We start from the raw sequence: 19,916 nt of genomic DNA, 5'->3' as shown, positions 1-19,916 counted from the left end.
CATATATAAGATAATCGACTTAGCATAATACGAACCCCCTTTACTGATTTATCAGCAAAGGGGGTTCGTATCGCTTAGAGAAGCGGCTTTTTCTTTTGATGTTTTGTCGGTGCAAATACCTTGAGGACCCGTGGTAATACCTCAAGGTCTACAGGCATATAAGGACCTGCGTCACCATCCATGTTGGTTGGTAAATTATCTATATTGCTCAATAATTCGATATGAGCTTTTTTGACTGTTAATGTCGTTGTATTGCTAGAGTTATAGATGGCACCACTTAGGATAAGAGGTAGAACCTTGAAGATGTCGAGGATGAAGTATTCCTTAAAAATAACGAGGCGCATATACCCATCGTCTACGGAAGCCTCTGGCATAAAGCGTTCAAAACTAGACACTACGTTGGTGAGTAGGGCTAATACAAGTGGTGATTTACAAATGAAATCATCATCTTCCGTTTGAATGCGGTATGTATAGTCCTTTGTAGTGAAGAGGGCTTGACCGGCGCGCAAGAAGTAGGCCAATGGACCTAAGATGCGCTTTTCCTTTGGCGTTACTTCTTCGATAACCTTCGGAATGACACCGGCTGCAATATTATTGCAGAAGTATTTATCATTGCAGCGACCAATATCGATGGAGCGAACTTGGTTGATATCGAGGCGGCGAATCGCCTCTAATGGTCGTTGTGGAATGCCGAGAGCACGAGACATATCGTTGACGGTTCCTACCGGAATAAAGCCAAAGGTTGCTTTGAAACCGCCTTGAGCGATACCATTTACCGTTTCGTTAACGGTACCATCGCCACCCATGCAGAAAACGGCGTCAAAACCATCTTCACAAGCGGCCTTTGCAAAACGGGTTGCATCGTCGGCACCGGTGGTAAATTTAACTTCAATTGTGTCAAAAAGGGTGCTCAATTTCCACTGTAAATCAAGGGCGTATCGGCGTGCTGCACCGCCGCCAGATACAGGGTTAATGATAACCAAACAACGACTCATAGGGGTAACTTCCTCACTTTTTAACTGTGACTATCTTGAAATTGACAGTCATATGTACGGGACTTATAATTATAGGGTATACAATTATTATATATACATGTGTTCGTATATAAAAATGCTTACATTCTATTATACTCATTTTAGGCGTTCATTGAAAGTATGAAAGCGTGTAAACATTAGAGGGGACCTAAGGCTAGAAATATGACAAAAGACGTGAAGGGTACAAAAGAACCAAAAGATGTGTATCATTTTTCCGCTGTAGATTCAATTGAACGATTGCCTTTAAGTGAACAAGTTTATGTGACCTTGAAACAGGCTATTTTAACAGGGGAGCTATTACCGCAAGAAAAACTAAATGAAGTTAAGATCGCAGAACAGCTCAAAGTCAGTGCAACGCCAGTTCGCGAAGCTTTCAGAAAATTAGCAAAAGATAATCTTGTTGTTATCGTGCCGTGGAAAGGTGTCACTGTTAAAGCAGATACACCGGAAGAAATCGTGGCGCTATATCAATGTCGCGAGGTTATGGAAGGTTTGGGGGCGCGTTTGTGTGCTCGTCACGCTACGCCAGAACAAGTGGCAGAGCTTAAGGAATTATGCAAGGAAATGCATGCTATTGAGGACGCTACGGCACGCGTAGAGGTTAATAGCCGATTCCACAGCATGATCGCTCAATTCTCGGGCAATGATCGCGTTGTTGATTACTTAGCCGATTTCCGTGAACGAGTAAATCGCGATATGTATTTGAGTTCCTTCAATGCAGTGCGCACACACGATTGTGACGATGAACATGATCACATTGTAGATGCCATTGAACGTCACGACGAAGTAGCTGCAGAAAATGCGATGCGCAAGCATATCAATAATGCGTTTATCTTTAAACGGGCTAATGCGGAATTACAAGACAAGAACTTGAACGAAGTATAAAAACTACATAGACATAGTAAAAAGGACCCTAGATAGGGTCCTTTGTTTTGCAAAGTCATATATAAGATATTGTAAGGGGGTTATCTTTTATATATGTTGTACGTGTTAAGTAGGAATTACTTTATCTTGTTAATCTAATTTTTGAAAGGTTATATAATGTTGTTTTAATTGAATAGAAGAGAGTGTAATAAAGAATTAATTTTGTCTCTATTCATATGAGGTCTATTGATTAGAGACGTTTTTTTAGTTCCAAAAAGCGCTGGTGTGCTAGTCGGAAAAATTCGACTCTTTCATAATGTTTTGAAAGATGTCTATTACAGGATTTATAGTCTTGCGTACGAAGATGTAGCAATTGACTGGTAGAAACATTGAGGCAATAAGCAATTTTAAATACTACCTCGATGGATACGCCTGATATTCCGTATCCACATTCTAATTTACTCAAATAGCTGCGACTAATGCCTACGACATCGGCCAATTGTCGTTGTGAAATGCCCATCGACGTTCGCAGGGTAGAGATTTTGTGACCCAAGCACATATACTGTTGCTGAAATTTTGGGTCTTGATAATGATTCCGTCGGTAGGCCGGCATTGTAAGTGTAGGATCCTTCATAAGACCTCCTTTCCGATCCCTACCTTGTGCTTTTAGTATACTTAGCAAATACATTGTTGACTAATACGTAATATGTGATAATTATTATGTATATATGATAATTACACGAATCGTTAATTTTATGGAGATCTATTATGGAAAAATATATAGCTATCGCCTGCGGCGGTGCTCTTGGTGCACTAGCGCGAACAGTGGTAGGGGAATGGGTAATGGCACGATTGGGACCTTATCCTTTTGGTACGATAACGGTCAATTTAATCGGTTGTTTGATCATAGGCATTATTTTAGGTGCCTATGTGTGTAGACCGGATTGGCCTCAATGGGTTCGGTTCTTCTTAGTCGTTGGTGGACTTGGTGCCTTTACCACATTTTCTACATTTGCCTTTGAGCTTTTACAGCTCTTAACATCTGGTGATGTTACAGATGTTCTATTCTATGGGGCAGTGCAAATCCTTGGCGGTTTAGCTCTCTGTGCCATCGGTATGTGGATTGCTAAACTCGTATGTGCATAATTGCATATTAACCGCTATCATTCATATGATAAAGTAAATGTATTGCTATATATTACGTTTGATATACATAAGATAGAATAAATGTTGAAAGGTTAGATTATGAAAGAAATAAGAGTACAAGATGCCGTAGGACATGCCTTGGTACACGATATTGTACGCATCGTTATCGGCGAGGTGAAAGACACACCATTCCGCCGGGGGCATGTAATTACCGAAGAAGATGTACCTAAACTACTTAATCTTGGTAAAGAACATATTTATGTAATGGAACCAGAAGATGAAGGGTTCCTCCACGAAGAAGACGTGGCCCGTGCCTTGTATGATATCGCAAAGGGGGACTACGTGCACGATGGTCCTATGGCACAAGGTAAAATAGAGGCCATTGCCGATGTGGATGGCTTACTCAAGGTAGATGTAGATAAACTATATGCTATCAATAGCATCGGCGAATTGACCATCGTTACAAAATTGAATAATACGCCTGTGAAAGCGGGCGATAAAATCGCTGGTATGCGTTGTATTCCATTATTGCTAGAAGAACAACAAGTAACAGCAGCTCAAAATATTGGTGGACCTATCTTAACTATTAAACCATTTGTGCGCAAAACAATGGGCATCGTTACAACTGGTTCTGAAGTATTTGAAGGACGCATTAAAGATGCTTTCACACCTATCATCGAAGAACGTTGTGCGCCATTGGGGGTGAAAAAAATCGCCCATGAAATCGTGACGGATAATACGGACGATATTGTGGCCGCTATCGACAAGGTAAAAGCGGCGGGCGCAGACATCATATTCTGTACCGGCGGTATGAGCGTAGATCCAGATGATTTGACACCAGGCGCCATTAAACGTTACGCAGACCGTGTTGTAACCTATGGTCTCCCTGTCTTGCCAGGTTCTATGGTGTGCATCGCATACTGTGCTGATGGCACGCCAATTCTAGGCGTACCAGGTGGTGTATTGTTTAGTAAACCAACGGCCTTTGATGAAATCGTGCCACGGCTCATTGCAGACGATGAGATTACAAAAGAAGACTGTATTGCATTAGGCCATGGTGGGTTCTTGGGATAAGATAGATTTTATCTTTGTAATGTTAGTATTTGTAGCTGAATAAAATAAGAAATATACTTAATAAGGGACTGTAGCGAAATGCGGTAAAACTGTATTTCGCTACAGTCCCTTTGTGTTATTATACGATTTCTTAATTTTATTATATATAGTGTTTGTGAGAATTATAAAACGTAGAAGATTTTTGCATGGTTAAGTTGTCTAAGATAGAGAAAATATTTAAAAAAATGAAAAACAAATTTAATATTCTGTTGCAAAAAAATAAGATTAATATATAATTTACATATAGAAAGGAGAGGGATTTATGAGAGTTGTACGTATTGCAGCAAGTTGTATTGGCTTGCTGACCACAGTTGGTACATTGCCTAGCATGGCAGCCGATGTATCTACCCCTTTTATACAACAAGAAGCGGCCCGAGCCGATGCTTCGTTGCGTCAACGCGCAGAAGCACCAATGACTGGGGCCGCTTCGTTGCGTTCAGAATCAGCGTATGTTGGTCTTAGCAGTGCTCCTATGAAGGCATTACCAAAGGAAGAGATTGCATTTCCTATAGACCATATTGTTATTACATCATCAGAGCCTGTATTTCGTAAATATAAGAACCGGTTAGAGGCGTATGAGCATAATCGAATCGGGTCGGATGGGGTTACATTCCTTCAAAAGCAATTACAAGAACAATTATTAGCAGATGGATATGTCACAAGCCAAGTGGTTGTACCCAATCAAGATTTACATTCAGGGTCATTAACTTTTGAGATTTTACCGGGTTATGTTGAAGATATTGTTCTTACAAATCCAAATGCACGGACGAATTGGCGGAGTGCATTCCCTGTACGACCTGGCTATGTATTACGACGTCAAGCGTTAGAACAAGGAATTGATCAGATGCGTAGCGTACCTGGTCAAGATATAAAGATGACGATTGAACCAGGTACCAAGCCGTTATACTCTATTGTTAAGCTTACGGTAGAACAAAAAGGATTTGTGCATGGCTCATTTATCTTAGATAATTCAGGATATAAAGCTACAGGAGAGTATCAAGGTACTGTATTTTTATCGTTTAGTCAATTGCTGGGTCTTAATGATACGTTAACAGCTAATTTCACTAAAGATATAAGCCCTCATGATGATGGCCATGGGTCAAAGCAATATGCAGTTAATTATGCGATTCCCGATGGCAACCGTACGTATAGACTATCTACGTATAAGTATAGCTATAATCAGTTGGTGTTTATGCCAAATGCATTTCGTTCGGCCGGTACCACACAAGGTACAGAGGTATCAGTAGAGCAGGTTCTAAATAGGACTAGTCGTTCGAAAACATCAGTTATTGCTAAGGTTAATCATAAGTCGCGTCATAATTATCTGGATGATGTAGAAATCGGTGTTCAAGAACAACATACCACATCGGTAGAATTAGGGTTATCTCATCGCCAATATAGAGGCAATACAGTGAGTGATACGTATGTATTTTATCGTCAAGGCATTAAAGGATTAGGTGCTAAGGTACGAAGTTGGGAAGGTTTGGCAGATAATCCAACTACACTATATAAAATGGCTGGGGTTGAAGGGCAGATTCAAACGGGAGTACGAATCGGTCATAAGCAAGGTATATTCTCGATGCGCTTTAGAAGTCAATTTACGAATCAGCGCTTATTTACTACGGACCAGTTTAGTATTGGCGGACGGTATTCGGTACGTGGATTTAGTGGTGAAGAAACACTACGAGGTGATTCTGGGTACTATGTACAAAGTGAATGGTCATTACCATTTAGAAAACAACAGATTACACCTTATATAGGAATAGATATTGGTCATGTATGGGGACCATCTACAGAAACTCAACTAGGTAACACCTTGATTGGTGGTGTCGTTGGTGTACGAGGCACTGTTGGTGAAGCTGTTAATTATGATGTATCACTAGGGACGCCAATTAAGAAACCAGAAGGCTTTAACACAGATACCCGTGTTTGGGCGTTTAGAGGGAGTTATCAGTTTTAAGTGTTGTACATAGAGATTGATATAGATACATAATACATATTGTTTTATATACTTAGGAGAGATACGTAATATGAATATTAGAAAACATACGGCAATGGCTATCTTTGCTGCGTTATTAGCGACTAACTCTGCACCATGGATTCCTATGGCCCTTGCTAATCCTGTTGTACCAGATCAAGGTAAATTAGGACCAAAAATAGAAGAAGCTCGTAATGGCATGACTGTAGTCAATATCAATACGCCTAATGATAAAGGGTTATCACATAACCAATATAATGCTTTTAATGTAGACGAAAAGGGGCTTATTTTAAATAATGCGAATCGACCTGTAAATACAGAGCTTGCAGGCTATATTATGGGGAACCCTAATTTAGTAGGTCCTACGGCTAATACGATTTTAAATGAAGTTACGGGTACAAGTTCTACTTCTATGAATGGTGCTCTTGAAGTAGCCGGCAATAAGGCCCATGTTATTATTGCAAATCCAAATGGGATTTCTGTTAATAATGGAACCTTTATCAATGCTAATAGTGCTACATTAACAACGGGGAACCCCATTATCAATAACGGTAGTATTACAGGCTATCAAGTACAACAAGGTAGTATCACAGTAGGGGAAAAAGGCCTTAATGCATCGAAAACAGCACGCACAGATTTGTTAGCAGAGGCTGTTCAGCTGAATGGTAAAGTTTGGGCGAAAGATGCTCAAGTTGTGACGGGGAAGAATGCTGTTTCGGTAGATTCTTCTGGTAAAGTTACGAATGTTCACAAAACTGGTGAATCTAGTCAAGTTGGCCTTGATGTAGCTGCTATTGGTGGTATGTATGCCAATAGCATGTATTTAGTTGGCACCAATGATGGCTTTGGTGTGAATAATCAAGGTGTATTATCTGCACAAAATAAGTTAACCGTAGATAGTACTGGCAAATTGCAAAATACAGGTACTATCGCTGCTACAGAAGCAGATATTACTACAAAAAGTTTTGAGCAGATGAATCGTGGCAAATTGTATGTGGATACCGCTAAGATTACTACCGATTCTGTTATTCAAAAGGGTAATACAGAGACTAAAGAGGCTCCTGTTATGATTGCCCAAAAAGATCTATCTATAGCAACCAATTCGATTGTCAATACTGATGGTAGTGTGATTAAAGCCGAAGGAAAACTACAACTTGGTAAAACGATGGATTCTACAGGAACTGTGTCTGGTAAGATAGATCGTATTGTAAATACAGCGTCTACCATTGAATTTGGTCAAGGTGGTGCATTATATGCTAAATCTGTAGACAATAAAAATGGTGGGATTACCCTTAAACGTGTAGCGGTAGGTGGAAAAGAGCATATTAAAAACGAAGTAGCACCATCTGGTAGCATTAAGCGATACCAATTATCGGAAGAACGAATCTATTTAGATCATGAGCAAATTCCAAAAGATAAGGTTGTTATTCATACTCGTGAGAATCTTCAACTTTCTATAAATGGTGAATATCATGAGGATTGGACTAAGTATGAATATGATCGTACTCGTGAAAAAGATGTGGTAGATACATCTAATCCTGGGCGGATTATTTCCGGTGGGGATTTACATATGGATGTCGATCATATGACGAATGAATCTAGTCAAATTAGTGCTGCTGGAGATATCACTGGTACAGTAGGTCAGTATGAACAAAGTAACCCTAAGGGTAATGAATATATTACTGAAGATGGTACAGCCACATCGTATAGTCGTCGGAGGAGACGTGGACGGGATACGACTAATATACGAACGGCTGACTATAAGAATACGATAGTCAATCCTACAGATGTCCCTGTTGCCGTATATGGTAGTCATGTAGAAAATAGTAAAAGTGATGCTACAGTAGATGCATCTTTATTAAATAGTATGAGTCAGTTATCGACGAATCCTAATACTACCTATATGATTGAAACCGATCCAAATTTTACAAATCGTCGTAACTTCTTATCTTCTGATTACGTATTATCTCGCCTTAAATTAGACCCTATGAATATACAAAAACGATTGGGTGATGGCTATTATGAGCAACAGCTCGTTATGCAAGAGATTATGCGTCAAACCGGTAAAAGTAGACTGCAATCTGGTCTTTCAGCAGAGGAACAATATCGCCAATTGATGGATGCAGGGATTAGTGTAACAAAATCTCAATCTATTGCATTAGGTAGAGGCTTAACAGCGGCTGAGCAAAAGAATCTTAAAGAGGATGTAGTGCTCTTAGTTAGCAAGGCTGTTGTATTGCCAAATGGTGAAACGGAAACTGTGCTAGTACCGACTCTATATTTAGCCCCAAATACAAAACGAGTAGACGGTGCAGCTAATTTACAGGCCCAATCCATTAACCTTTCCGTTGATACTATGAAAAATAGCGGTAGTATTGTGGCGGATAAAGATGTGAATCTTACTGGTAATACTATTCACAATGATAATGGGCTTATCAAAGGTAATACTACTACGGTTATAGCGAATGATGAAGTTCGTAATACACAAGGTACTATTATAGGCAACGATACAGTCTCTGTATATGCTAAGAAAGACGTCATTAATGAAGGCGGTACCATTACACAAACTAATGCGGCTGGTTCTACAAAGGTTAGTGCTGGACGTGATGTAATTAATACAGGCGTACAGTATGAGGCAGCTAATAGCAAAATTGAGTGGAATAGTCGAAACAATCGACGTGAAACGATGACAGGTGTAGATCAAGGTCGTATTGGTGGTGCTGGTGAAACAACAGTAGTCGCAGGCCGAGATGTATCTATGGCGGCAGGTGTTATTACCTCTGATGTAAATACGCATGTAGCGGCCGGCCATAATGTAACGATGAAAGCCATGAATGCTACACATGAACTGGAAGAACATCGTTTTGACAAGGGTAAATCTGGTGGCGGACACTCTCAAACAACGGAGTCTCATGATCTTGTAAAAGCACAATCATCGGTTGGTAGTAGCATTGAAGGTAAAAATGTTTCTGTTGTAGCCTCTGATGCTGTACAACTTGAAGGTAGTCAACTATTAGCGGCAGACACAGTGAAAGTATCTGGTAATACGGTTGAATTAAATACGGCGAAGGCAAATAGTACAGTCAATCATGTATACCTAGATAAAAAGAAAAGCTTGGTCAAACGTGAAAGTACCAATGCGGTGGATGATGCAACTACTACAGCTGTAACAGGCTCTACAGTAAGTGGTAAAGATATACAGATTACAAGTGCTCAAGATGTAACCGGTCAATCTGCTCAAATTATAGGCGAACATACAGTAGATGTTACAGCTGGTGGAAAGGTAGAACTTGGTGCAGATAAAGCGATTACAGATGGTACTAGTGTATATCGTCATAAGAAATCTGGTTTGCTTGGTAGTACAGGGATAGGCTTTACTATAGGCAAAGAAAAACACAATATAGATGAAGCTAACCATGAAGAATCTACTGTACGAAATACAATTGCCAGCACGAAAGGTACTGTTACTGTCAAAGCGAATGATAACGTTCATCTTACAAGCGCAGATATTGTTGCTAAAGACGGTGCTGTGTTAGATGGTTCTGCTGTGACATTAGATGGTAATGTAGACCATAACCACATGAGTCACGATGAACGCTACAAAAAAACTGGTCTTACCGTATCCTTAGGTGGTGCAATAGCTAATACACTTACAAATACTACACGTACAATAAAACAAGCTGGTGGCCGCGATGATAAACGTTTAGCCGCTCTTGAACTCAATGAAGCACGTAAACAATTGCAAGATGGATATGAAGCAGTAGATGCAGCTTTACATGGAGAAAAAATACGCGATGCCGTAACAGGTAAAGTTGATAAAGTAGACGGTAAAGCTAAACGAGGCGCTAAAAATATTGATGATGCTATTAACTTATCTGTAAGCATCGGCAGCACTTCTAGAAAACAAGGGCAAGTAGTAGATACAAATACATATCAAGGCGGGACTCTTGTTAGCGATAGTGAAGTACAAATCAAGGCTCGAGATGCTCAGAAAACTGGTATTAGTTTAACTGGTGAAACAGTAGAGGCTAAAAAATTAGTATTAGATAGCGCTAGTGATATTAATCTTGAGGCCGGTAAGAATACTGTAGATGTTAAGAATACTTATAAAAGCTCTGGATGGAGTGTCGGTGCTGGTATTAGTTTGACTGGTGGTGGCCTCCTCGATATTAATGCGAGTGGTAATATGGCTCGTCAAAATGGCGATACCCACCAAGAAAGCTATGTGCCAACGACGATTAAAGCAGCTGAATTAGCACAACTTAAAGCAAAACGAGATACAAATATTATTGGTTCTACCGTATCTGGCAAGAAGGTAGAAGTAGACACAGGTCGTGATTTACATATTCAAAGCTTACAAGATGTAGATAACTTTAAAGAACACAGTAAGTCTGCGGGCTTCTCTGTTTCCTCTACACCTAATTTCAAGAATCCAACAGGTAGTATTAGTGCTAGCGTAGGACGCATTGATAGTAAATGGAAGAGCGTGACTCATCAGGCAGGTATTTATGCTGGAGAAGATGGCTATGATATTCATGTAGGGAATGGGACTACATTAGAAGGTGCCGTCATTAAAAGTGAAGCTCCAAAAGCTAAGAATACATTGACTACTAAATCTCTTGAGATGAAAGATATCCAAAATGAAGCCGAGTATACATATAGCAATAATGGGATAGGCTATAACTACTATGGTAGTAAAAAGAAACTCGAAGAGATGAAGCGCAATGATAAAAAAGGCTATGATAAGATTTATAACAGTATTGGTCTAGTTCCAAATTTAGGCGTAGGATCTAAAGGTAAAGCAAACTCTACTACTCAATCTGCAATCTCAGATGGTATACTAACTGTAGATGGTAAACAAATTGATACTAAGACGATTAATACCAATACAGAGAATACGTTACATCAACTAGATAAGATATTTGATAAAAAGAAAATTGAAGAACGTCAAGAACTAGCACGTTTATTTGCTAAGAATGCTTATGAGCAATTACATAATTGGCAACCTACCACAAAAGAAGGTAAGATTGCCAAAGCTTTTGCTCATGGTGTGATTGGTGAGTGGGCTGCACGTATGGCCGGTAATGCACCTGGTAGTGGCTTTAAAGCTACAATGACCAATGAATTGCTCATAGAAAAGATTAAGCAAATTGCAGATAATGATCCGGCATTAGCACAATGGTTGAGTGCTACGGTAGGTGGTGTAGTTAATAAAGTTAGTGGCGGTTCTTTAAATGCTGGGGCAGCGGTGTCAGCTTATGCTACTAAATGGAATGAATTTCAGTATGAACCTGAATTATTTGATCAGCTAACTAGAATTAAAGGAAATAACTATATTGTATCAATGGATGGAAAGTCTTTTGACCTTAGGAATATGAAAAATGGTGCTTATTATGTTATTTCTGTAAAAGATAAGATAACAAATAAGTATAAAAGTATAGCTATTGATAATAAATTACAGATGTTTGATATTGTATATGAGGATGGTGGAACTACATCAGGATTAATAGGTTATTATTTTTCGATATTAGATATAGGTAAGAGTTATAAGCCAGAGACTTATAAGAATTTAGATTTAGTTAATTTAAATAGTAATCTACAGTCTCTTGATAAGAAACGTACATTTACAATAACTGATTATGATGGTAGTTTAAATTCATCGCTCGATGAGTCTGAAACTTTAAAAAACCGATTTCTAAAATATTGGTATTCGACTAAGAATTTTTTTAGTGGATTATTTAATAAAAATCAGTACGGTAAAGATTCTTTGACAGCTGAATATAGGCGTGCGCTACAAGGAAAGTCATATGGTTATACTCCTGAATGGAATTGGGAAACTGGAGAATATTCTATAATGGGAAATCCTATTATAGAATCAATGCTCTCTGATTCAGAAATTTTAAATGCTCAAAAAATAGGAATTAGTAAGCATGCTGAAGATATAGATCTTAATGGTCGTGGCTTTGGGGGAAAGAGTATATTAAGAGGGTTTATAAAGAGAGAGCCGTCAAAACAGTTCTTAAACCGAATTACAGATGGAACTCATATGGAGGTCGTTGATGGTATCAAAGTGTTAAAGCCTAGTATTGTTTATTTGAAAAATGGTTATACATATTATACTGATGCTGATAGAAATATAACGAAGGTATCTGGCATAATAGAGTTAAATGATGCTAAACGCATACCTAGTGCACAGAAGGCTATAGTGCAGCGAACTGGAATTCCAGGTGAAGATCAAGGAGGACATTTAATTGCAAAGATATTTAATGGTTCTGGTGATATAGATAATTTGGTTGCTATGGATAGAGTAGTAAATCAAAGTGAATATAGAAGAGTTGAAAATGCAATAAAAAAAGCTGTCATGGAAGGGAATGTTGTATCTGTAGAAATAGAGGTTATTAGGAATGGCAGCAAACGACCATCTGAGTTTAAGTTTTCCTATAGTATAAATGGAGAACGTCCAGTTATACATAACATTCCTAATAATTAAGGTGAGGATATATGGATAGATATATTAATAAGATAAGAGACATATTGGTAGAGTGTATGCCTAAATATTGGTATAAGGTCTATTTGTTTTTTGAATGTACAGAATCAGGAATGAGTTCTGCTTGTTATAATGTTAAGACTCCTTCGGGTTCTATTATTACTGATGGTGATTTGTTATATAATTGTAGTGATGAAAAAGTAAAATCTATAAAAGCTGGGATTAGTGAGATTTTGACGTATGTACGTTTACTTCATGAAGCTTCTACAGAACAATGGACGTGGGGAACAATGTATATTTCACGCGATGATTATGAGCCATATTGTGAGTTTCATAATGATCCTGTAACTGATGATTGTTGGCTTCAAAATAGATATAAGTGGGAATATCAGAATTTTGGTGTTCTAGCTAGAGAAGATGAATTTGAGCCAGATGTATATAAAGAAATGATAAAAGGTCCTCGAGGTGTTTTATTGTTGGAAGATATGGAATCCCGTATATTAGCAAAAAATTATACTGCCATAGACAAGGCCTTTAGATTAGAACATAAGAGTTTGGAAGATGAGCTCGAGAAGCATTATAATGCTCTGGCGAAAAAAATATTTAAATTAACTCCATTAGACTGGGCTTTTGTAGCATTGAATTTTGAAAGTCATGATAATTTTTCTTCAGTAGAACTTTCAATTTATCGGGATGATAATAATACCCCAATTTCACGGTATGTAGAAGACAATAATGATGAACCTGCTATTATTTCAGAAATTATGTCTGATTTAAAGTATGAGATTTTAGACATGATAGAAACTTTTAAATTCTACAATCAAAATCCATTCTCTAGTATGGTTTATACTTTAACTTCTGAAGGTCAGTTATCTTTAGATTTTTCTTATGATGACAAATGATTTGTATTATTTATTGATGTTTATACTAGTCATATGTTTTTAGTATAGGGAGATTTTTATATTAGATATAGTTCCTGTGTATGCTAAAAAATATCTTTAATGAAAAGGGGTTGTAAAAGAATGCAGGTTTACCGAATTCTAGTTGCAGTCCCTTTAAAATATAAGAAACACCAAGAAAATTAGGCTTGTAAAATGTAATGACCCCAAAAAGTTAGACTTTTTGGGGTCATTACAGATTATACCTAACTAGTACTCTTTGCTATTAAAATGATTTTTTACCTAATGTAGGGTGGCTACAACGTTTTAATGTTAGCGTATCAATCATATGAACCGCTTCGTCCAATGTAAGGTCCTCTCGTTTTGTAGGCGTTTCGAGGACCGCCAATGGATGGTCTGTGCCCACCTCGCCAGATGGTAAATAGATATATTCTTGATTGATTGTATCGCCAAAGATATAGCCTGCTTGTAAATGCTCTTTATGAATGCGACTCATAATGCTCCTTTATAAATGTATGATGCACATTTGAATAGTATGTCAGTTATGCCTCATAGGGCTTCAATTACAATATTTTTTGTATTTTAAATTCTGCATAGTCTGCAGAAACGAGTTCTAATTTAGTATTTCCATATGTGGCTGGAATTCGTTTGAATGAATTCTGGTCATGTAAATGGCCGAATATACATATATCTACATGATAGCGCTCCATAAGGTCTGTAAAGCCTGATGGGGCGTTATTTTCATTGAATGGTGGATAATGTAACAATAGAATGCGCGTTACAGGTAGTGGTTCGCTGGTATTCTCTGTTTTAGCATGTTCCTTTTGTAACGTTTGGATAGCGTGCTCCATTTCTTGTAATGCCGCTTCAGTACGCATAATTTCTCTGTCATAGATAGACTGATCTGTATCTGGTTCAAAGCTAGCATCATCAGGACAGATATATCCGCGGGTGCCACCAAAGGCTAAGATGCATTGATGTTCGGTAGACTGGCTTTCACCAGTAAGCGTATTAACCTGAGTGGTGAGATTGATGATACGGGCCGTACCATGGCCTTGTAAAAAGGTAATAGCATCGCCCATAGCATTTTTCATTTTGTTTGCCGATGACCACCAATAATCGTGATTACCACGAATCATAAATTTTTGACCCGGAAGACTGGCGATTTCGTTGAGGTCGTAGAGTGCTTCATCGAGGCGCAAAGCCCAGCTCATGTCGCCTACGAGAAAGATAATGTCTTCATCGGTGACGGTGGACAGCCAATGTTCTTTTATACGTTGCCAATGATTGTCCCAGTGGGGACCGAATATGTTCATCGGCTTCGTAGGTGGATTGCCTGATAGATGAAGGTCTCCAATGGCGTAAATGTTCATATATGTCCTTACTAGAGTCCTCTAACCTACGGAACTCGTAGCAGAGGGTTCTTATTTCAATTCAAAATAGGGTGTAATATTCTGTAAAATTTTCGCAGCTCGTTCGTCATTGCACGTTTGTGGAATTTTATAGCCCACGTAGAGCGGCGTTGTGATATAGCGAGGAATTACCTTGATATATTCGTAACCATCTTCTAGTTGATAGAAAAAATAGTTATAGGATTGGGAAAATTTTGCCAAGCTATCTAGTACATAGCGTATGGTCTGTTGTAAGCGCATGGCGATGGAGCGGACAGGCGCATCAGGTTTATACCGCAAATTGTATTCAAAGAATCCAATAATAGGGTGTTTGGATAAGGTGATGCGGATATCTTGATCTTCGTGTAATAGCCAACCATTCATGTTCTTGACCGTAATGTCCTCGTGATAATCGTAGTTGCGTAGGCCTATAATTTGGCTGTGCGGATGGCGTATGGAACCACCCGACATGGGACCATGGTTTTTAAAGAATAGAACGGATTTATATTCTTTTGTGGCAATCGTTTCATGCCATTTATCTAGACCGAATTGAATAATCCGTGTTGCATCATCAACGGAAAGGGTGGATAGTTCGCCTTGGTCACCTTCTGTTTCAACGATGACCGTAGGCCAAGTGTCTTGCAAAACAGGATATTTATTCATGAGCCATATGATGTGACCATCTTGTGCCAGAATATCTGTTAACTTTGACCGGTCGCAGAATGGACAGCGCACACTTGCGTCACGCATATTTACAGGCTTTGTACGCCCTAGTGCAATGTCAAATATAAGTGGTTCGTTCATGGTGCGCCTCCTTTCATCTCATACCTTTAATCATACCATAAATGACAGTATTACACATGAAATAATGGTATAATATATTAATAATCTTTACCAAATTATAGGAGGTCTTATGAAACCGACAACCTTGGTATTTCCCATAGATGAACAACATAGAATTTTGTTGGGCCGTAAAAAACGCGGCTTTGGCGCTGATAAATATAATGGCTTTGGCGGTAAAATCAATGCTGGTGAAAGTTTTCGCCAATGCGCCGTTCGTGAACTATATGAGGAATCGGGCATTCTTGTTAATGCTGCTGATTTGGAGTGCGTAGCCCTTTTTGACTTTCAGTTTCCTTATGATGAAAGTCTAACCCATGTGGGCTATGTATATTTTGTGCGCGTTACCGATGTAAACCCCATTGAATCAGACGAGATGGAGCCGCATTGGTTTACATTCGCCGATGTCCCTTATGAGCATATGTGGGAAGGGGACCGTACGTGGCTTCCTATGCTATTAGAGGGCAAGTTGCTAAAGGGACCTATCCGTTTTGGCCCAGATAACAGTCATGTAGAGAATATGAGTTTAACAGAGGTCGACACAGTCATGGAAAGTGAATTGTTGGCCCGTATCGATGTATATATTAATGAATAGAGTGTAGTGAAAGTATAGGATGTGCTTTCACATATACCTATATTGAGGAACTATGAAAGAGATGAATAACCCCAAGTGGGTGCCACAGTTGTTGGCGTGGTATGATGTAAATAAACGGGATTTGCCGTGGCGTGACTGCGGTGACCCTTATAAGGTGTGGGTGTCTGAGGTAATGAGCCAACAGACCCGCATTGAGGCGATGAAGCCCTATTATGATAATTGGATGCGTCTATTTCCGACTCTGGAGGACTTGGCAAAGGCCACAGAAGATGAGGTAGTTCATGCGTGGCAAGGCCTTGGTTATTATAGTCGTGCTCGGAATCTACGCCTAGGCGTACAAGATGTGGTTAATAATTATGGCGGCGTAGTGCCTCATAATCGCAAGGATATGGAATCCTTGAAGGGTGTCGGTTCCTATACGGCCGGCGCTGTGTTATCCATGGCCTATGGCGAGCCAGAGGTGGCCGTTGATGGTAACGTGTTGCGTATCTATGCCCGTTTGTACGGCATATTCGATGATATTTTGGGTACAAAGGGCAAGAAGGCCATAACTGCTATCGTAGAGGACACCTTGCCTCACGATAGACCAGGAGATTTTAACCAAGCCTTGATGGATTTTGGTTCAGCCGTATGTATCCCTAAGACGCCACGTTGCGGTGAGTGTCCCATTGTTAATACGTGTCATGCGTATCAACATAATGTAACCGATCAATTGCCTGTGCGTATCAAGAAAACAAAGGTTGTAGATGTGCCTGTTTTTGTAGGCATCCTCAGCTATGGTGATTATTATTTGCTACATAAACGCCCTAATCGAGGTCTGTTGCGCTCCATGTGGGAATTTCCATCTGTAGAACATGCGGATTCTTATGATGCGGCAGAATTTGGTTTAACTGAGATCGTAGGGGCATTGGGCTTTAGTCTATCCTTGCAACCAGTTATTGTGAAAGAATTAACTCATGTATTTTCTCATCGCAAATGGTTTATGAAGGCCTTTCGAGGCGATTTGCAGTATACTGGAGACCATACATCAATCGAAACGATACAAAAGCAATTACCGAAGGATTGGATGCTTATCAAACGGGAGGAATTTGCCGATTATGCTTGGGCAGGACCTCATGGTAAATTGACAGAATTATGTCCTATTGTAGAATAAATTTATGAGGCGAACACTGATTTTGTCTCAATGTATTAGCCATTACTTGATATACAGTTAGGAGCGTATATGCAATTAATTATAAATATTGTGTTTCTCGTGGTGCTAACCATAGCCTTTTTAGGCTTTTGGGGATTGTACCTCTATTTATGGAAACCGAAAAAACTATGGCCTGCATGGCTGGCCTATATTTTGGTAGTCGCTGGTTGGTTCTGCGCGGTACGATACTATTTCTTATACCAAGTTGATCTATACGGCACGCCTTGGTATGAATGGCTTAACTTGTTTAGAACGGAAAGCTATGGCGTAGTATTCGCCATATTCTTGTGTATACCAGTTTTCATCATATTGGCCTTGATTTATGCACTGGTAAACCGTATCTCCCATAAGGTTCCCGTCGAAGAACGGACAGGACGCCGTGCTTTCTTTAGAACCGTAGGTACCCTTGTACCTTTGGCTACTATGGGTGGCGCTGGTTATGCTGCCTATGAAGGACAACGAGAAATCGTTGTAACCCATGAAAGCTTTGGTTATACCAATCTACCGTCAGGGCTTGCAGACTATAAGATTGTACAACTCAGTGATATCCATATTGGGCCAAGCATCGACTTAGATGACTTTGACGAAATCTTGCGATTAGCACTATTAGAACACCCAAACCGCGTTGTCATCACCGGTGACCTTATCGACAAGATACAATGGCTACCTGAAGTCTGTGATCGCTTAAAGGTATTTGCAAAACAAATTCCTGATGGCGTAGACTATATCCTTGGCAATCATGAATTCCATCACGATGTAAATAAAATCGTCGATGATATTAAAACAAAAACGCCATTAAACGTACTGATTAATGACAACATCCAAATCATGGGTGGTAAACAACCGGTCTATATTGCTGGCGTATCCTATGACAATGAACGTCGCAAAGAAAATCGTGAAGCCATGATTGATAAGGCCTTGTCTGGTATCCCTAATAATGCCTTTGTTATTCTGTTGGCCCACCATCCAGAATTCTTTGATGAAGCCATCGAACGCAATGTGCCATTAACCTTGTCCGGCCATACTCATGGTGGACAAATTATCCTCTTTGGCATGCCTTGGGTACCGATTGGTACACCATATGTAAAAGGTCGCTATACAGAAAAAAATAGCGTATGTTACGTAAATAATGGATCTGGACACTGGTTCCCTATTCGTATTAACTGTCCGAGAGAAATTACGGTTATTACGTTCTTTGACGGAGTAGCTTAGGTAGTGGCTTTGCTATATTAATAGCTATAATATTTAAGCAATTTTAGATGATTAAAGTTCATAATAAAACGAGGTATTGTATTTGGAATACGATACCTCGTTTTATTATATGAAGTTATATAAGAGTTGTGATATATTAGAATTGAAATTTTAATTGTGTTGTGAAAGTATAGTTTTTATTGTGGGAGTAAATATATGTTTTTAAAAATCTATAATTATTTTGTGCGAGGTATATTCATCTTTCTTTTTATAGGTATGACCGTTAGTCTAATTATAAATCCTGAAATAATAGAAGATGAAAATGATATTTATTTCTTCATTGCTTCTTATATCACAATATTAGTATTTTATTTTGGGTGGGGTTATGTTTATAGATATTTAGGACGTAAAAGAAAACGGTGAGGATATAATGAACAACATATGGATTCCAGCATATAAAATTTTGGCTAATACTGTTTTTTTGGATATAACTTCGTTTACTTATGATTTAGATAGTATCAAGTTAGTCTTAACTGATGATAATAATAAAAAGATATCTGTAGAGGCTAATGAAGTAATAAACTTTTCTTATACTAACGAGCAAGCATTGTATTTAAATGAATTTAATTTTACATCAGGTGTAGATAGAAAAGATTTTCCACATCATTTTTTTTATAAGGTTACTAACTCTACATTAATAGAGAAATTGGTGCATGATAGTGCTAATCTTTTAGATGATAAAGATATAGAACATTTCTTGATACGCCTTTCTGATGGTTTATTTAATATCGTATGTAGAAAAGGAAATTTCAAGATGGATAAGATTTTTATGTAGAAAGACAATCACAACTCTATAAATATATGTAAATGATACTCTAAGAATGTACAAAAATGATGATATAAGAATGTACAACTTTGATTGTATCACCGATACTATAGTTGAGGTGATAACAACATGCAATACGTATACGCTATTAACAGTTCATTTACTGTAACATCATTATTAGACTTACCAATGTTAAGAGACATTCTGGAGGCTTGCAATTTGAAACCTAATTATAGTTTACTAGGTCGTGAATTAGGCTATGATAGACGCACCATAAAATCTCATTATGAAAATGGAACGCCTGATCCACATCGTCATAAACCATCTATGATTGATAAATTTCATGACGTAATACAGACT

Annotated in this window: 15 protein-coding genes and 1 pseudogene; 11 read left to right on the top strand and 5 right to left on the bottom strand. The window is 38.6% G+C overall.

What is annotated here, in order from left to right; genetic code table 11:
* Positions 1-74: 74 nt before the first annotated feature.
* Positions 75-995, bottom strand: coding sequence for a diacylglycerol/lipid kinase family protein (locus VIHSUH07_RS01875; RefSeq protein ID WP_005378125.1), 921 nt, complete (start codon positions 993-995; stop codon positions 75-77).
* A gap of 201 nt (positions 996-1,196) precedes the next feature.
* Between VIHSUH07_RS01875 and VIHSUH07_RS01870 the strand changes: the two genes are divergently transcribed.
* Positions 1,197-1,919 carry a GntR family transcriptional regulator gene (locus VIHSUH07_RS01870; RefSeq protein ID WP_038123004.1) on the top strand — a complete coding sequence of 241 codons (723 nt, stop codon included), beginning with the start codon at positions 1,197-1,199 and terminating at the stop codon, positions 1,917-1,919.
* A gap of 229 nt (positions 1,920-2,148) precedes the next feature.
* Here the strand turns inward: VIHSUH07_RS01870 and VIHSUH07_RS01865 are convergent, their stop codons facing one another.
* Complete coding sequence (locus VIHSUH07_RS01865; RefSeq protein ID WP_227068440.1) at positions 2,149-2,457, bottom strand: helix-turn-helix domain-containing protein; 309 nt, start codon at positions 2,455-2,457, stop codon at positions 2,149-2,151.
* Between the two features lie 209 nt (positions 2,458-2,666).
* On the opposite strand from VIHSUH07_RS01865, the gene crcB reads away from it, so the two are divergent.
* From crcB to VIHSUH07_RS01840, 5 genes are all read left to right on the top strand, one after another.
* A complete protein-coding gene (gene crcB, locus VIHSUH07_RS01860; protein WP_105083677.1) occupies positions 2,667-3,044 on the top strand; it encodes a fluoride efflux transporter CrcB in 378 nt (125 codons plus the stop codon).
* 99 nt (positions 3,045-3,143) lie between these two features.
* A complete protein-coding gene (locus VIHSUH07_RS01855; RefSeq protein WP_105083676.1) occupies positions 3,144-4,118 on the top strand; it encodes a molybdopterin-binding protein in 975 nt (324 codons plus the stop codon).
* A 301-nt stretch (positions 4,119-4,419) separates the two neighbouring features.
* The gene (locus VIHSUH07_RS01850) at positions 4,420-6,117 is read left to right on the top strand and encodes a ShlB/FhaC/HecB family hemolysin secretion/activation protein (protein ID WP_105083675.1); all 1,698 of its coding nucleotides are present in this window, start codon (positions 4,420-4,422) and stop codon (positions 6,115-6,117) included.
* Positions 6,118-6,187: 70 nt separating this feature from the next.
* Positions 6,188-12,625, top strand: coding sequence for a two-partner secretion domain-containing protein (locus VIHSUH07_RS01845; RefSeq protein WP_105083674.1), 6,438 nt, complete (start codon positions 6,188-6,190; stop codon positions 12,623-12,625).
* Between the two features lie 11 nt (positions 12,626-12,636).
* Positions 12,637-13,524 carry an immunity protein YezG family protein gene (locus tag VIHSUH07_RS01840; protein WP_016476379.1) on the top strand — a complete coding sequence of 296 codons (888 nt, stop codon included), beginning with the start codon at positions 12,637-12,639 and terminating at the stop codon, positions 13,522-13,524.
* Between the two features lie 262 nt (positions 13,525-13,786).
* On the opposite strand, the gene VIHSUH07_RS01835 is transcribed toward VIHSUH07_RS01840, so the two are convergent.
* From VIHSUH07_RS01835 to VIHSUH07_RS01825, 3 genes are all read right to left on the bottom strand, one after another.
* Positions 13,787-14,017, bottom strand: coding sequence for a hypothetical protein (locus tag VIHSUH07_RS01835; RefSeq protein ID WP_005378024.1), 231 nt, complete (start codon positions 14,015-14,017; stop codon positions 13,787-13,789).
* A 67-nt stretch (positions 14,018-14,084) separates the two neighbouring features.
* Positions 14,085-14,894 (bottom strand): metallophosphoesterase, encoded by an 810-nt coding sequence (locus VIHSUH07_RS01830; protein ID WP_105083673.1) that lies wholly within the window; start codon positions 14,892-14,894, stop codon positions 14,085-14,087.
* Between the two features lie 51 nt (positions 14,895-14,945).
* A complete protein-coding gene (locus tag VIHSUH07_RS01825) occupies positions 14,946-15,716 on the bottom strand; it encodes a DUF4931 domain-containing protein (RefSeq protein WP_005384501.1) in 771 nt (256 codons plus the stop codon).
* A gap of 109 nt (positions 15,717-15,825) precedes the next feature.
* Here VIHSUH07_RS01825 and VIHSUH07_RS01820 point away from each other — a divergent pair, with 109 nt between their 5' ends.
* From VIHSUH07_RS01820 to VIHSUH07_RS01795, 5 genes and pseudogenes are all read left to right on the top strand, one after another.
* Complete coding sequence (locus VIHSUH07_RS01820; RefSeq protein ID WP_105083672.1) at positions 15,826-16,347, top strand: 8-oxo-dGTP diphosphatase; 522 nt, start codon at positions 15,826-15,828, stop codon at positions 16,345-16,347.
* 52 nt (positions 16,348-16,399) lie between these two features.
* A complete protein-coding gene (gene mutY, locus VIHSUH07_RS01815) occupies positions 16,400-17,500 on the top strand; it encodes an A/G-specific adenine glycosylase (RefSeq protein ID WP_105083671.1) in 1,101 nt (366 codons plus the stop codon).
* A gap of 69 nt (positions 17,501-17,569) precedes the next feature.
* A complete protein-coding gene (locus VIHSUH07_RS01810) occupies positions 17,570-18,751 on the top strand; it encodes a metallophosphoesterase (RefSeq protein ID WP_105083670.1) in 1,182 nt (393 codons plus the stop codon).
* 409 nt (positions 18,752-19,160) lie between these two features.
* Positions 19,161-19,565, top strand: coding sequence for a hypothetical protein (locus VIHSUH07_RS01800; RefSeq protein WP_105083668.1), 405 nt, complete (start codon positions 19,161-19,163; stop codon positions 19,563-19,565).
* A gap of 120 nt (positions 19,566-19,685) precedes the next feature.
* Positions 19,686-19,916: pseudogene (locus VIHSUH07_RS01795) on the top strand (IS21 family transposase); the annotation flags it as partial.

The organism is Veillonella sp. T34266-5 (assembly GCF_002959815.1).
Taxonomy (GTDB): domain Bacteria; phylum Bacillota; class Negativicutes; order Veillonellales; family Veillonellaceae; genus Veillonella; species Veillonella atypica.
The sequence above is the reverse complement of the archived record's forward strand: the minus strand, read 5'-3'. Positions and strand labels throughout refer to the sequence as shown.